Annotated in this window: 16 protein-coding genes; 13 read left to right on the forward strand and 3 right to left on the reverse strand. The window is 42.8% G+C overall.

Going from position 1 to position 15,012, the window contains the following annotated elements:
- Positions 1 to 486 precede the first annotated feature (486 nt).
- Positions 487 to 1,185, forward strand: a complete 699-nt coding sequence (locus ACE3MQ_RS00955; protein WP_379389675.1) for a hypothetical protein — start codon at positions 487 to 489, stop codon at positions 1,183 to 1,185.
- A 55-nt stretch (positions 1,186 to 1,240) separates the two neighbouring features.
- Here ACE3MQ_RS00955 and ACE3MQ_RS00960 read toward each other — a convergent pair whose 3' ends face one another.
- A complete protein-coding gene (locus tag ACE3MQ_RS00960) occupies positions 1,241 to 1,915 on the reverse strand; it encodes an SOS response-associated peptidase (protein WP_379389677.1) in 675 nt (224 codons plus the stop codon).
- Between the two features lie 273 nt (positions 1,916 to 2,188).
- Here ACE3MQ_RS00960 and ACE3MQ_RS00965 point away from each other — a divergent pair, with 273 nt between their 5' ends.
- On the forward strand, positions 2,189 to 3,142 hold the full coding sequence (locus tag ACE3MQ_RS00965; protein ID WP_379390689.1) for a BadF/BadG/BcrA/BcrD ATPase family protein: 954 nt from the start codon (positions 2,189 to 2,191) through the stop codon (positions 3,140 to 3,142).
- A gap of 132 nt (positions 3,143 to 3,274) precedes the next feature.
- Here the strand turns inward: ACE3MQ_RS00965 and ACE3MQ_RS00970 are convergent, their stop codons facing one another.
- Positions 3,275 to 4,168 (reverse strand): helix-turn-helix domain-containing protein, encoded by an 894-nt coding sequence (locus tag ACE3MQ_RS00970; protein WP_379389679.1) that lies wholly within the window; start codon positions 4,166 to 4,168, stop codon positions 3,275 to 3,277.
- 304 nt (positions 4,169 to 4,472) lie between these two features.
- Here ACE3MQ_RS00970 and ACE3MQ_RS00975 point away from each other — a divergent pair, with 304 nt between their 5' ends.
- From ACE3MQ_RS00975 to ACE3MQ_RS00990, 4 genes are all read left to right on the forward strand, one after another.
- Positions 4,473 to 5,705: a dicarboxylate/amino acid:cation symporter gene (locus ACE3MQ_RS00975; protein ID WP_379389681.1), complete on the forward strand. Its 1,233-nt coding sequence runs from the start codon at positions 4,473 to 4,475 to the stop codon at positions 5,703 to 5,705.
- A gap of 22 nt (positions 5,706 to 5,727) precedes the next feature.
- Positions 5,728 to 8,031: a beta-L-arabinofuranosidase domain-containing protein gene (locus tag ACE3MQ_RS00980; RefSeq protein ID WP_379389683.1), complete on the forward strand. Its 2,304-nt coding sequence runs from the start codon at positions 5,728 to 5,730 to the stop codon at positions 8,029 to 8,031.
- Between the two features lie 345 nt (positions 8,032 to 8,376).
- Positions 8,377 to 8,895 (forward strand): GNAT family N-acetyltransferase, encoded by a 519-nt coding sequence (locus tag ACE3MQ_RS00985; protein ID WP_379389685.1) that lies wholly within the window; start codon positions 8,377 to 8,379, stop codon positions 8,893 to 8,895.
- A 305-nt stretch (positions 8,896 to 9,200) separates the two neighbouring features.
- Positions 9,201 to 9,977: an SDR family oxidoreductase gene (locus tag ACE3MQ_RS00990; protein WP_379389687.1), complete on the forward strand. Its 777-nt coding sequence runs from the start codon at positions 9,201 to 9,203 to the stop codon at positions 9,975 to 9,977.
- Between the two features lie 100 nt (positions 9,978 to 10,077).
- Here the strand turns inward: ACE3MQ_RS00990 and ACE3MQ_RS00995 are convergent, their stop codons facing one another.
- Entirely contained in the window at positions 10,078 to 11,157 is a 1,080-nt protein-coding gene (locus ACE3MQ_RS00995) for a DUF418 domain-containing protein (RefSeq protein ID WP_379389689.1), read from the reverse strand.
- A 222-nt stretch (positions 11,158 to 11,379) separates the two neighbouring features.
- Between ACE3MQ_RS00995 and ACE3MQ_RS01000 the strand changes: the two genes are divergently transcribed.
- The 7 genes from ACE3MQ_RS01000 to ACE3MQ_RS01030 all read left to right on the forward strand — a co-directional run bounded on the left by ACE3MQ_RS01000 (position 11,380) and on the right by ACE3MQ_RS01030 (position 14,941).
- A complete protein-coding gene (locus tag ACE3MQ_RS01000; RefSeq protein WP_379389691.1) occupies positions 11,380 to 11,520 on the forward strand; it encodes a hypothetical protein in 141 nt (46 codons plus the stop codon).
- 51 nt (positions 11,521 to 11,571) lie between these two features.
- The gene (locus ACE3MQ_RS01005; protein ID WP_379389693.1) at positions 11,572 to 11,970 is read left to right on the forward strand and encodes an Rrf2 family transcriptional regulator; all 399 of its coding nucleotides are present in this window, start codon (positions 11,572 to 11,574) and stop codon (positions 11,968 to 11,970) included.
- 363 nt (positions 11,971 to 12,333) lie between these two features.
- Entirely contained in the window at positions 12,334 to 12,654 is a 321-nt protein-coding gene (trxA, locus tag ACE3MQ_RS01010; RefSeq protein ID WP_379389695.1) for a thioredoxin, read from the forward strand.
- Positions 12,655 to 12,742: 88 nt separating this feature from the next.
- Positions 12,743 to 13,513 carry an MFS transporter gene (locus tag ACE3MQ_RS01015; protein WP_379389697.1) on the forward strand — a complete coding sequence of 257 codons (771 nt, stop codon included), beginning with the start codon at positions 12,743 to 12,745 and terminating at the stop codon, positions 13,511 to 13,513.
- Between the two features lie 11 nt (positions 13,514 to 13,524).
- Entirely contained in the window at positions 13,525 to 13,965 is a 441-nt protein-coding gene (locus ACE3MQ_RS01020; protein ID WP_379389699.1) for an MFS transporter, read from the forward strand.
- Between the two features lie 345 nt (positions 13,966 to 14,310).
- Positions 14,311 to 14,511, forward strand: a complete 201-nt coding sequence (locus tag ACE3MQ_RS01025; RefSeq protein ID WP_379389701.1) for an HAD hydrolase-like protein — start codon at positions 14,311 to 14,313, stop codon at positions 14,509 to 14,511.
- Between the two features lie 19 nt (positions 14,512 to 14,530).
- Entirely contained in the window at positions 14,531 to 14,941 is a 411-nt protein-coding gene (locus ACE3MQ_RS01030; protein WP_379389703.1) for an HAD family hydrolase, read from the forward strand.
- Positions 14,942 to 15,012: the final 71 nt, after the last annotated feature.

A 15,012-nucleotide genomic window follows, 5' to 3' on the forward strand; every position in this document is an offset into this window, starting at 1 on the left:
TCGCCCATTGGGCGGCTTGTTTGTTTTACGAAATGGAGAATCAGGCAGGAAAATCACTAAAGTAACTTAAATATATAGTAGAGTAAGCCCATCTTCATATTATTCCGAGATATAAAGATGAGTCCCTAGCTGGTAAAGGTATTCGATATATGTTTAAGAGTCCGCAGAATGAACGTAATCATTATTTATCTATCAAAGAAGTGCCATAGAGTCTTGTTTTACCTGATTGTGAGATGGGCATGGATATCCATCTGCAGTCAGGCTTTTTTTATGCTTATCCTGAAACGAACGGCTGTTTATTACCGTATTATACAGACTAGCTAACGGGGAAGGTGTGTAGTTGTGAATCCGAAACAAAGAAACAAATTTAAGAACTCACAAACGTATACATACAAGCGTAAATACCTAAATTCCCCCAAAAAGAAAACAAACGGCAAGTTCTGGATCCGATTGTTAGAAGGGATTGGCTGGATCTTTTTCATAGGGATGCTTTTATTATATTGGGATTCCAGCAGACTGATCTCAATCATTATTCATTCCAAGCCAGTTACTCAGCTGTCTGCCGATATGACAGGAATCGTAAGGCTGGAGGGGGTGGCTATTAGTGAGACAGCGGTGACGGATGAAGGCACACTGCGACAAAAATATGCTATGCTCCAGAAGGAACCATTCCGTTGGGAATGCAGCCGCAGCGGATGTGAGTATAAGCTGAATGATAGCCTCAATCCCAAGATCTGGGGAGGTTTAACCGTTAACGGTCTAGATATTCAGGCTGAACGGTATCATTTTTATACGAACTGGCTGCCGCTTAATATCGAAACTGTAGAATCAGATCATCTCTTTCGCATATACGAGGGGGGCTCGTCCCGACCGCTTTTGGTAGAGAAGTCTAAAAGTACGGCTTACGGATATTATGCAGTTTCTTCGGGAGATTGGATTACGGTAATCGGCCAAGCTAAGAATGGCCGACTGGAGCCCTTCACTTTTCCGGGAAACGAGGATATGCAGCCCGTGATTCTGATCGGAGATAGTCTCGAACGCATGGTTTCAAAGGAGAAAGGGATCCGTACCGCTTATATGGTTGTAGGGATTTTCGTTATGCTCTTGCTGCTGCCCAAAACGATTGGAAGGATCCGGCACGTGTATGGAAAATTAATAGCAAGAAATAAACGAGGGAAGCCGTAAACAAAAAAATACTGTATAAAACTGCTGATACCATTGGGATCCGGGCGCCGGGAAATCAGCGCTTTACCCACGCCCGCTTTAGATCCATTTCACGAATGCATTCATCCGTGTCATGCCTGTTGTTGTCGATCAATGGCGTGACCGCATACGCATGCATCTCTTCTGCTGAATGGGGGCGCAGAATCGGATCCAGAGCTTCCAGATCGTTCGTCTGCTCATCGAGCCACCGGGTCATGTTTTCCGGAGAAAGAATCGCTGGCATCCGGCTCTCAAATTCTCCAATTAGCGGGTTGGCTTCCGTCATGACCAGGGTGCAGGTGCGGAGCGGTTCACCGTGCGCATCCCGCCAAATTTCGTATAGTCCGGCCACCCCGAATATGCCATGATTTTTCATGACCACCCGCACCGGATATGATTTTTTTCCTTCTCTTTTCCAATAGTAAAATCCGTTGCACGGGATAATGCACCGCTGCTTGTCCACCATTTTGCGATAGGTTGGATTCTGATGCACATTCCTGAGATCCGCGTTGACCGCATCTTTTCCCCAGTAAGGGATAAAACCCCAGCGGAACTCATCCAAAATTCGCTCCCCGTTCTGCTGCAGCACGACCGGCATATTCTGCGTGGGGCTGATGTTATAGCGGTTTTTATAATAGTACATCACCCGTTCAATCTGAAAATGCTCCTGAACCTCCGGCAGCTCGGCCGCCATGGAAAAACGTTGACACATGAAGCATCAGCCCCCTTTTTTTCGTAGTGTTTGTAAAAGAAGGAAATTTATTCATGTGCTTCTGCTATAGCTGAGTTCAGCGAAATAATAAATCGGATTGGAGGCTCGGACAGATTTCATGGAAAGCAGGGAAAATAGATCTTTTATAGAAATACAATTTCAGCAAATTGTTGGAGGTAGTAAAAATTCGATTGAAATAAACTAAAGTTACTCGGGTAGCCAATATTGGATAGATAGGAGGTCTTTAAAATAGTTCATGAAGTAGTTATTGGAATTGATGGCGGTGGTTCGAAAACGCGAGTCATTGTCAGCGATTTGGCTGGTCATATTTTGTCCTATGCGGAAGGCGGGGCAGCATCGATCCATAAAGACGGCAACGCCCATGAAAATGTTCAAAAAACCATTCAAGCGGCACTTTCCGCAGCCAACTGCGGTACGGATCAAGTCAAAGGAGTTTATGCCGGAATCGCGGGTTATGAGTCTGAGCAAGACTTAAAATGGGTACAACGTTTAACCAATATAGATGGGTTGCATTGTCCGAAATGGTATGTGAACGATTCCGTCGTCGCGCACGCCGGAGCTTTCTTGGGGGCGCCCGGGATTGTAGTCGTGTCAGGTACGGGCTCGATCATTTTTGCGGTCACGGAACAAGGGGATCAACTTAAAAATGTTGACTTCCATCATTATGCCGCAAGTGCTGCAAGATTTCTTTCGTATGATGCAATGTTCGAATTGCTGGCCGGGAATATTCAACGATCCGATGAAGCGATGATTCCCAAGATTCTATCCCATTGGAATGTTGAACACGTTGATCAACTGCGAACTTTAGCGGCACGAGGTTTTATTGAGAATAGCAAGGAACGGGATAAAAGATTTGGAGAAATGGCCTCCATCATCACCAATGCCGCAGAGGACGGGGGCCGATTAGCTCAGATCGTATGCGATAAAGCAATCGACCAAATCATGGTAGGCGTAGAGATTTTAGGGTCATTCTTCCAATCCGATCTAATATCAGTAACGGGCATAGGGAGCGTCATCAAAAGTCCTTATATGAAATCCAAGTTTATTGAGTGCTTACTATCCGGCAAAAATAAACGGTATCATTTTAAAAATCCTGAATTATCGGCGGTATCCGGTGCTGTATTGATGGCATTTAAAAGTTTAGATATCCCGGTTAATTTTAAAACAATTGAATTAATTCGGAACCATCCTCAGTCGACCTGGTGAAATATCAAGGGCCCCAAAACAGCCTGTTGAGGCTTGTTCTTGGGCCCTTTTTAACTATTTGCGACGGAAGCGCTGGATTTTTTCAGCGCTTTTTTATTTTACTTAAAAGAGACAAATTCGGTCTTAATTACATTAATCAAGACTTTTAGTCTGATTGCGGTATTGCAAAGGCGTAATAGAAGTGATCTTTTTGAACTGCTTGCAAAAGTAAGATGAGTCGGTAAAGCCGACAAGAGACGCGATTTCCCCAACGGAGTGCCGTTCTTCTGCCAGCAGCTTCATTGCTTTTTGAACTCTGATGGAGAGCAGCAATTGTAAAGGGCTCAGTCCATATTTTTTCTTTACGGAGCGAATGATATGGGCCGGATGAAAGGAATACTGGGCAGCAAGCTGGTTCAAATCGAAAGCATTCTGATAATTCGTAGATAGGTAATCGAAAATTTCATCCGCTAGTTCCTTTTCTTTTTCGTGTTCTCGTAAATCGCAAAAAATCGTTAATATTTTCAGAAATAACTGCTGATATTCAATTTGGGATTTTGTCGATGAATAAAACAGCTTTTCATTATGATATTTGTCAATTTTGACCTGGGAAATGCTGTCCATATGACTCTTCAGAATTTCATGCAGACTGTCGTCAATTCTTCCGAATTGGGGAAGCGAAATATAAAATACATCTTTTTTATAGTATTTCGTTTTGTTCATTTTGGACTCGGCATGAGTGATGGGATTTTCGGAATAGAAATAATCTCCCGTGGTATAGAAATGAACCCAGGAGAAGGTCGTATCGGATGTACAGGCTTTGTAGCCTTTATGCAAGTTGCCCGGGGTCAAAATTAAATATTGGCCAGGCTCGATCGTATATTTGCGCCCATCCTCTTCCAGGTAAAGAACTCCGGAAAAGACGAATATCAGGTCAAAGGTATGGTCAAGAACGCGGCGTTCGTGAAGATCTCCTTTTCGGAAAAGCGATACTCCCCCGACGATGAGATGAGGCAAAGGAGGACAACTGAAATGAATGTATAGCACTTCTGCCACCTCAAATCAATTTTATTATATAAATCTTAGCATAGAAAAGCCGGAATGATCAATAAATTCTAAAAACAGGCGAAAATAAAGGATGATCTTCAGCGAATAAAAGAAACAAAATGATAATAATGTTATATTTTTAATGCTAACAACGTTATATTATTGGTTTATTTTAATGATTTTAATCCCCCTGCCAGGGTGTCATACTTATATCCATAAGACGGTCCGCTTAAAAAAGTTTGGCGCTTTCATTCAGTCGACGGAATGAGCCTGTCCTATCATAATTGACCTGGAGGGAAGAAGGGTGCAAGTCTTAAAAAACTATAAATTCTCGATTATACTGCTTGCTGGTGTTTTACTCGGTGCGATCGCTGGCACGATCATGGGCGAAAAATCCGCAGTCCTGCAGCCCTTTGCAGATGTTTTTCTGAACATGGTATTTGTGATCATTGTGCCGTTAGTGTTTGTGTCCATAGCAGGTTCAATAGCGAGCATGACCAATTTGAAAAAGCTGGGGAAAATATTGGGCATTTTCTTTTTGGTGGTGGTGGTTACGGGCATCATTACTGCTGTATTGGCATTGATCACCGGCCTGATCTTTAATCCGGCCCTGAACGCTGAGGTTAGCTTCGGAGAGGCTGTTCAGGAACAAGCGGCATCTTCGCTGGACATTGTTGGTTTGATAACTGTAAGCGATTTCGTTGAATTGTTGTCCTTAAAGCATATGATGGCCTTGATCGTGTTCGCAATCCTCTTTGGAATTTCCGTAAGCTCTATTGGAGAAGAGGGAGCGCCTGTTTCCAAATTGCTTCATAGTTTATCCTCTGTGCTCAATAAAATTGTTTCCATTGTCATGTATTATGCTCCTGTGGGCATCGCCTGCTACTTCGCGACACTGATCGGCAAGGTAGGCAATCAGATTGTCTGGTCTGTTGCTCGGGCGTCCATTATTTATGTGGCATTTTGTATATTGTTTTTCATTCTGTTCTCCTTTTTGGCCACTTATTTTGGCGGAGGCAAAACCGGAATTAAGCGATTCTGGAAAAGTATTTGGCTGCCGCTGACCACAGCGATGGGAACCTGCAGCAGTACGGCTTGTATTCCTGTGAACAGACTAGCCGTGAAGCAAATGGGCATTCCCGATGAAATCGGCGACATTATCGTGCCGCTTGGCGCAAATATGCACAAAAATGGTGTAGTCGCCGTTCAAATGATCAAAATTCTGTTTATGTTCGGGATTTTTAATATGACGATGGATCCTGGAGATATGGTAAAGGCCGTTCTAGTTGCCTTGATAAGCGGAATTATTGTGGGCACGATTCCCAGCGGTGGGTTTATTGGAGAACTATTCATCTGTACCGCCTTTGGATTTCCGATGGAAGCGGTTCCGATCCTGGTTATTCTGGGGACGATTACAGACCCGCTTTGCACGATGGTGAATGTAACCGGCGATCCGGCCATTAGTATGGTAATTTCACGGATCATCGAAGGCAAGAACTGGATCAAACAAAAAATAGGCGCCGTGACACAGGCGTAGAGTAGAGAAAGGCGGATGGGAGATGGAACTGGGACAAAACGCCGTCAGATCGGCAAGTGCGAAAGAAATAACGGAACTGGACGGAAATAGGATTTATTTGGGAAACTTAAATACAGTAGAAGCCGATCTAAAGCTTCCGCTGAAGGGGAAGTATGGTTCCTCCATTCAATGGGAATCGAAAGAGACTCTATTTATAAGTCATACGGGCAAGGTGACTAGACCTACCTTTGGGGTGGGCAACCGGAAAGTTGACCTTGTCGCGACGTTGACATATGAAGGAGAGGTAACCCGCAAGACATTTGAAGCGACGGTTCTCCAGGAAGAATATAAAGCAAAGATCGTTGCGGTAAATCCGCTAACCGTGGGCACAAAAGTTGGGGAACAACCGGAACTGCCAACCGTCGTCATTGTAAAAAATGATACCGGGAGTTATACAGTAAGCCAGGTTTCCTGGGATCCGGTATTAGAGGAGGCTTATCAGCAAACGGGAGCTTTTTCAATCCAAGGTAAAGTGGAAGGAAGTTCTTTAAAGGCATTAGCCACCATTGTAGTAGTGGATGAGGTTGAGAAAATAGCCGCTCAAGCCAAGCGGGTGAAAGAATTTAAGGGACACGACGTAAGATTGGAAAAGGAAAGCGAATTTGGAGCGGCTATGGATCGTTTCCTGCAGTATGTGCGCTCCTTGGACGATGACCAGATGCTGTATAATTTCAGAGCGGCAGCGGGCGGCGACACCAAAGGCGCGCAGCCGATGACGGGGTGGGACGCTCCGGAATGCAATTTGAAGGGGCATACCACGGGACACTATCTTTCCGCGCTGGCACTTGCTTATAATGCCACGGAAGAATCCGGTCTGCTGAAGAAAATTCAATATATGGTTGCAGAATTGGGCAAATGTCAAACAGCGCTGTCTGAACAGATGGGCTATGGTGAGGGCTTCCTGAGCGCATATTCGGAAGAACAGTTTGATCTGCTGGAGCAGTATACGACTTACCCGGATATCTGGGCTCCTTACTATACGCTGCATAAAATTATGGCTGGTCTGCTGGATTGTTACCAGCTTGCGGGCCAGAGGGAAGCTTTGGATATTTGCGATAAGCTGGGCCATTGGCTCCATAACCGGCTAAGCCGGCTTTCGAGAGAGCAGCTGCATAAAATGTGGTCATTGTATATTGCCGGCGAATTTGGGGGTATGAACGAGGTGTTGGCCAAATTATATGCGATCACTGGCAATGAAAATTATTTGATGACAGCGAAATATTTTGACAATGAAAAGCTGTTCCTTCCGATGAAGGAGAATGTGGACACGCTAGGAAATATGCATGCCAACCAGCACATTCCGCAAGTGATTGGAGCGTTGAAGCTGTTTGAGGTTGCAGGGGACGAGGCCTATTTCCATATTGCAGAGAACTTCTGGAACATGGTGACACAAAGTCATATTTATTCCATCGGCGGCACCGGAGAAACGGAAATGTTCAGAGAGCCGGATGCCATTGCAGGCTTTCTCACCGATAAAACGGCGGAAACCTGTGCGAGCTATAATATGTTGAAGTTGACCAAGGAGCTTTTTCAGTTCAACCCTCGCAAAACGTATATGGATTATTATGAGAAGGCGCTTTATAACCATATTCTTGCCTCAGAGAATAGCCAAAAAGCGGATGGCGGAAGCACCTATTTTATGCCGCTAGCGCCCGGATCTGTCAAGAAATTCGATACGCATGAAAATACCTGCTGTCATGGAACCGGTCTGGAGAATCATTTTAAATACCAGGAAGCCATCTATCTTCATGATGAACACAGGCTGTATGTGAACTTATATATTCCTTCACGACTGGATTGGAGCGAGCAGGGGATCAGCCTGATGCAGAACCGGGATCCGGGCAGCTTGGAGACAATCCGCTTTTATATCGAGGGAGGTGCTGAAGCGACCCTAATGTTCAGAATTCCCGATTGGGCATCAGAACCCGTTCAAGTCAAGGTAAACGGAGAGCCTTGCCGCGATCTGGAGTATGAACACGGATATTTAAAGTTGTGCAGAATATGGAAAAGGGATGAAATCGAGCTGACGCTGCCCTGCTCCTTGAGACTGGTGAGCGCTCCCGATGACCACACCCTTAAAAGTCTCGCTTATGGCCCGTATGTGCTGGCGGCAATGAGCGGGGAACAGGACTGCATCTCCTGGCCATACAGTGAACAAGAACTTCTGGAACAAACCATTCAACAAAAAGACAACCCTTTGATGTTTATTCTAGACGGCGTAAAATTTGTTCCCCTATACCAAATTCAAAACGAACGTTATCATGTGTATTTTAAACTTGCCCGCTGATTACCTTTATTGAAAATTCCTGTGTTGAATACACAAAGCTGTACAAAGCCGCTTGACCCCTTATAGTGAACTGCGACCCGCATGATGGACACTTTGAAAAAAAGTGACCCATCTGCGGGTCATTTAGTTTTACGAACAGGAGATGGCGGCCTGAGGCTAATTTTCCCTCTGTTCAAGATGGACTTGGGAACGTGTAATAAGAGACGAAAGAGCTTGTCATAATTCCGATCACGCTTGTGTTGTGTTACCATATTGTTATTGACTGAGAAGAGGGGATCAGAAAATGAAGATAGCGAGATCCTAGTATTTATATTGTCAACAGCCTAGATAAGGGAGAATCTGATCATGAACGACACAGAGTTTGATAAAATTTTCGCGCTTATGAAAGCCTCATTTCCGGCAAGTGAACGAAGAACTTATGCCGGACAGAAGGAACTGCTGGCTGATCCACATTATCGTCTTATTACAGAAACAAATAGCAATAACCAACTGCTCGCTTTTATGGCTGCATGGGAATTTCCTTTGTTCCGGTTTGTCGAACATATTGCCGTCGATCCAGTTACGCGTGGAAGTGGCATAGGTGGCAAAATAATGTCCGCGTATATCGAAGAGTCCTTAAAGCCTATTCTATTGGAGGTGGAATATCCTGACACGGTCTTGGCGCAACGGAGAATAAGCTTTTATGAGCGATTGGGATTTCAACTCAATCCTTTTGAATATGTGCAGCCACCTCTGCAAAAAGGGGAGACCTATTTACCGCTCAAGATTATGAGCTTTCCTCAAATTTTCACAGCAGAGGAGTTTGCCCTTCACAAAGAAATCTTGTATACAAATGTGTATAAGGTTACGGAATATCAAAGGTGAGGGAGTGTCGAACAACAATTTACTTCAATTTGTAAATATGATACCATCGGAGCGAGGAGATGTAAGAAAGGAGCATGGACCAGAATGGCAGATATCCTTTAATGGCTAAGTAATTGAATGGATTTGTTGATTCCTTTTTTTGAAGGGTCAACTGTCTATTTTCGCTTAAACCATTATAGGATCGCTGGGTTTATGTGCTATAAACACACCGAGCGAATACCAATTAAAGGGTGTTCGTTTTTTGATTGGTGAGCATACATCTCCAAAAGCACTTTGTTCAGCGTTTCCGTGAGGAGATGCTTTTAATGAAACGATTAATGAATAAGATCGCAATTGTTACCGGCGCTAGTCGAGTAAAGGGGATCGGTACTGCAATATGTCGAGAATTTGCCAAAGAAGGCGCAGACATTTTTTTCACTCATTGGTCAAAGTATGATCGTCGTATGAAGTATTTTATGGATGATGACTTTGACTGGTCGCAGCATCTTATGGAGGAAATTCGTAGCTTTGGAGTCCGGTGCGAATCAATGGAATTGGATCTTTCGCAGCCAGATGCACCGAGTATGCTGCTTAATGAAGTTAATGAGAAACTGGGTTCCCCATCCATTCTTGTGAATAATGCAACACATTCCGTTGACGTAGATTTTCGTTCCATAAATGCAGATATCCTCGATGCGCATTATGGTGTGAATGTTAGAGGAACATGTCTTTTGATTGCTGAGTTTGCTCGTCAAATAGAAGGAAAGCATGGTGGTCGAATTATTAACATGGTGTCAGGTCAAGACAAGTCACCTGGGCCTGGTAATTTAGCTTATGTTGCGACAAAAGGTGCTGTTTCTACTTTTACTAAATCTGTTGCTCTTGAACTGGCACCGCTTCAAATTACGGTTAATGCCGTAGACCCTGGACCAACGGATAGTGGATGGATGAGCAGTGAATTGAAGGAATACTTATTACCCAAATTCCCGATGGGCCGAATCGGTGAACCTGGAGATGCTGCAAAGCTAATCTTATTTTTAGCAAGTGAAGAGTCCGAATGGATTACGGGACAAATTATCCATTCAGATGGAGGCTTCTGGTGATTTAAAAGTATTTGTGGTCGCACGAGTTCAAAAAGCAAGGCTGCCGAGTCAACTGTGGATCGGCAGCCTTGCTGCGTTATGGAATAAGAGAGCTAATTGTTTAGCATAATTTTCTCATAAGCAGCTCGATCGGCCCTCTCGTTATCCATTTTCTCCACATATGCGAAAAGATAATGGCTATTGTAAAATATATGCTGCTGTATGCCATTGCAAAAACAAGGGAGCCATTTTCTAAATAGCCTGTTATATCAAGCAGCCCCAATCCGATAACCACATGTCCAATATAATGAGATAACGATAACTGCCCGGTATTAATCAGCGCTCGCGTCAGAACGGACTGCTCAAATTTATCGACGACATAAAGACAAATCGCGATCACGGCCATAGCTGAACAAATTCCTGATAGCACGTACAGCATTGTAGGCGGCATCGGTTTCGTTCCAAACAAATAATGTGCGACTTCATCCCCCCATACAGGGGAAGTCCATTTGATCAAGAAGAAGGAAAGGGATTCAAAAAAAACCGTTCCTGACAATGAATACAGCAGTACCTTCGAATGGTTTTCCTTGTTCAGCCAACGTTTTCTGCCAATCCACATGCCGATGAGGAAGAAGCTCAGCCAAGGAAAGATGGGATGGAATCCGTTAAATAACAGATTACGGAGAAATCCTTCTAATGTCCAAAAACCCGTATACTCTTGAAAGCTCAAGTCCCACCCTTTGCTGTAATCGAAAAAAACCAAAAAAGTCTGTGATACTAATAGGACTATGAAGAACAAGCCGAGTATTTTATTATCTGACGTTGTGATCAGGAGCGCTGCTATAAGCATGAATACCGCATAGTAATGCAAAATGTCCGCGTTCCAGTCCAGCCACAGTAAAAGCACGCCAGCAATAAATAGGAAAGCGGCTCTCCTATAAAGGCTGCTCCGGTTTTGTCGAATAAGCTCTCCGTTCATTGAGCTCCGGGATTTAGAGGTCATTAATGATACCCCGATGCCGGCCAGTACGACAAACAATGCAGATGCTCGTCCCTCAAACAGGCCTGCTATAGATTGTAACCATCCCGGTTCGCTTTGCTCCGCCTGCATGGCAAGCTTATAGTTCACGATAATCATTCCGAAGATTGCCAATGCTCTCGCAAAATCAAGGGCTGTTATCCGCGCTTTTGATTGACTCATTCCACTTCATTCCTTTTAGTGTTTTGTGATGTGACGATTGATTCCTTCGATTTCATCCCTATAACCTGGTATTGTAATTTGTCTGAGGGCGAGGTTCGGTCGCTCAAAGGATGAATTGAGGCTTGGAATATCTCAACGATACACCTTAGGTCAGACCTAAGGTCAAGTGATTGCATTACCGAAGTCTCGGCGCTTCAAGAACTATATGAAGGAGGAAAACGAATGCTGCACATCGTAAATGGCGATATCGTAGCCGAGAAGCTGAAACAAGGTGTTGTTCCAGGTGACATTCTCGTATGGAGGGAGATTTATTCGGAAGGCTTTTCGTTTTCATTTATCACGCTTTCCCTCTTGACACATTAATGAACTCGCGGATATTATAGATACAATAAGTCTTTAAATGAGGTGTTTACCGTGAGATTTACAAAGGCAACAAATTATGCTTTGCACACCATGCTCGCACTCATTGACACTTCTCCGGTTAAACCGATAGGTGTTCAGCAGTTAGCAGATTTACAAGGTGTTTCACCAACCTATTTATCCAAAATTTTAACAAGGCTCGTGAAAGCAGGGATGATCGAGTCTGTTTCTGGAGCCAACGGAGGATATCGTTTGTCTCGCAAAAAAGACGATATTACATTTTTGGATATTATTCACGCTATTGAGGGCAGCGCATCTTTATTTGAATGTAATTTTCTTCACGGCGACGAATGCTCGATTCAAGCTGTAATGAAGGAAGCGGAAGAGCGAATGGAAAGCCATCTTAAAAACACAAAGTTGGCGGATCTGGCCCAAAAACAAACGCAGGTTTAAGGTTGAACCATTTATGATGAAAGGAGGGGGAGAGTTTGCAACAAGTGAAAAGATTTTTTTATTCAATAATAGATATAATAAGTCTTTAATATCCGAGAAAAGAGGCTGAGCATCTAATTTACCAATGCATCATTTTTGGTCTAATTACGGATATAAAATGTCTTTAATATCTTTGGGGAATTGGATTGGAGGATGTAGGCACCAAAGTCATTCGATCAAACGTGTTGTTTAAGGAGGTGAGGATATCCAATTGATTCATCGTTCCTAGGAGAAAGTTTGACAATGATGCGGCTCTCCGACGGATCCAGAACAGTAAGCTGTTGTTTCATTGTGTGAAAAATTATGAAATGGAGGAAGATACACATGACTATTTGTCACTCTACGGATACAACCTTTGAAAGTGATTTGAAAAAAGAAGGTTTTACATTAGTTAATTTTTGGGCGCCTTGGTGTGGACCTTGCCGGGCTTTTGCACCTATACTTGAGAGGCTCGATCAGGAGTATAGCAAGGTAGTGAGGGTGTTAAAAATCAATGTGGATGAACAACCCAATACCGCCGCCCATTATGGAATTATGAGCCTTCCAACTACGATTCTTTTTAAAAATGGTGCGCCGATTGATAAAGTTGTTGGAGCTGTTCATATTGATAAGCTAAAACAGTTCATATTAAATAAAAATAATTAAACAATGTGAAGCTCTCAACGAAAGCCGCCGGCTCGATCGACGGCTTTCATTCAGTTGATCAGTTAAATGTTCAGAGGAGATAAAATGAATGAAGAAGTTAGATAAACCAGTACAACCTTATTTTTTCATTATGTTAATATTGTTTTTAACGGGATTGGTAGTTATGTCAAGCTTCTATGTTACAATCCCCCTAATCCCCGTACTTTCAAAGGATTTTGCGGTTTCAGAAGGGGAAACTGTATGGATAAGCAGCTTGTTTACGTTTTGTTTTGCTTTTGGATGCGTACTGTTTGGACCATTATCAGATCGTTATGGCCGAAAAAAAATCATGCTTTGGGGATTAGCTGCGTTAACGATTGTTACTATCTTTCTAGGGTTTCAAAGCAGTTTGTACTCAGTGATTCTTTTCAGAGGAATTCAAGGCTTGACTGCAGCTACTTTCTCTCCCGTAGTGCTTCCCTATGTGATGGAATTGTTCCCGCAAAATAAAAGAGTATTTGCAGTTAGCTGCATGAGTACAAGTTTTTTGATGGCTGGAATTATTGGACAAGTGTACAGCAGCTTTGTCAGTTCTCATCTAGGTTGGCAGTATGTATTCATCATTTTAGCGGCGATTTATTTTGTATTAACACTACTAATGCTATTCTTTATACCAAACCTCCCGCCAAACGGCATTCGTGTTGCAGATGCATTTAATCAAATGAGAAAAACACTGGCCCAAAGGTCACTATGGTTTGCTTATGCAATTGCATTAGTCATGCTGCTTTCCTTTGTGGGCATGTACACTGTACTGGGGAAATTTCTAAGCAGTTCTCTTTTCGGTTTACGGATCAACAGATTTTATATGTTCGTTCAGTAGGGATCTTAGGGATGCTAATGTCACTTTTTTCGGGTCGTTTGATTAAGAAATACAGCGTGATACCGATACTTAGAAGTGCATTAATCCTATCTGCTGTTGGATTGATCCTCTTAGGCTTTGGTGCAAATATGGTATTTATTATTGTCATGAGCATCGTTTTTGTAACTGGTGTTGCAATCGCTATTCCTTCATTGGTTACACTGGTCGGTGAACTAGGGGGGATCTCAAGAGGTGCGGCGATTTCTATTTATACGGTTGTAGTGAATTTAGGTGCTACCATTGGACCAATTCTCGCCATTCAGCTGCTCGGAACTGGTAATTATATCTTTACATTCTCAATCTTGGCATGCTGCTTGCTGCTGGGATTATTGACTACATTTTTTATAAAACGTATCCCAGCGGTGGCTGATAATCTCGTTACAGATCAGGAGAAATCTATAGCACCATTTTGAATGCACTATATTGTAAGAGAACTTTATAAGGATGGCGGGATGACTTATTATATTACACAACAGCAACTCGTTATTTAAGGAGTGAACATAGTGATAAATCAGCCAAATCAGGTAAGAAATATGCCCTTATTTTCTCAAACGACAACTGACTTTTGGCGGGCGTCATTTCTGAACGGAGACTTCCTCTATAGCGATAAAGTCTTTACTGTCGCCACCAACCCTGACCTTAGCGAAGATAGTCGGGTTATGGTGCAGGTAACCTCCGAAGGCCGGGTTATGGCAGTCCTGACTCCACTGACTGAGAGAACAACACAAAATTAAATTCTTTTGTTACGGGAGGGTATTATGCCTAAATATGATCATGTAATTTTTGATGTGGATGGAACTTTAATTGATACAGAAAAAGCTGTTATGTACTCACTTCAAAAAATGTTGAAAATCGATTATAACAGAGAGGTTCAATTGTCCGACCTTAATTTTGTGTTAGGTATTGCCAGGGACTTCTGCATTGCCTCAACTTGGAATCACAGATATAGACCAAGCTAATGAGAGATGGAACTTCTTCATGAAAGATTTCTATAGCACAATAAGTATCTTTGATGGAATTATAGATTTGATGATTTCTTTACAAGAACTAGGGATAAGCCAAGGGGTTGTGACCTCTAAAACAAAAGAAGAGTATCATCACGATTTCGTTCCATTCGGACTTACAAAATACTTATCGCACATGATTTGTGCAGACCACACTGAAAAACATAAACCCAATCCAGATCCATTGCTAAAATTCATGGAAATCTCAAAAGCTAATCCTAGAACTTCAATTTATATTGGAGATACAATTTACGATTATGAATGTGCTCGAGATGCTGGAGTTGACTTTGGATTAGCTTTATGGGGATGCAAGCAGCATGATCATATTCCGGCTAAGTATAAATTTGAGACTCCGCAGGATTTAATAGAAGTAATTAACCCTTAAAAGAGAACAAAAACAAAACAAATACATCAGTTGCTCGGAATGCGCAACTGGTGTTCTTTGTATTGTAAAGA

Origin of the sequence: Paenibacillus lentus (assembly GCF_042714055.1) — a bacterium.
GTDB lineage: Bacteria > Bacillota > Bacilli > Paenibacillales > Paenibacillaceae > Fontibacillus > Fontibacillus lentus_A.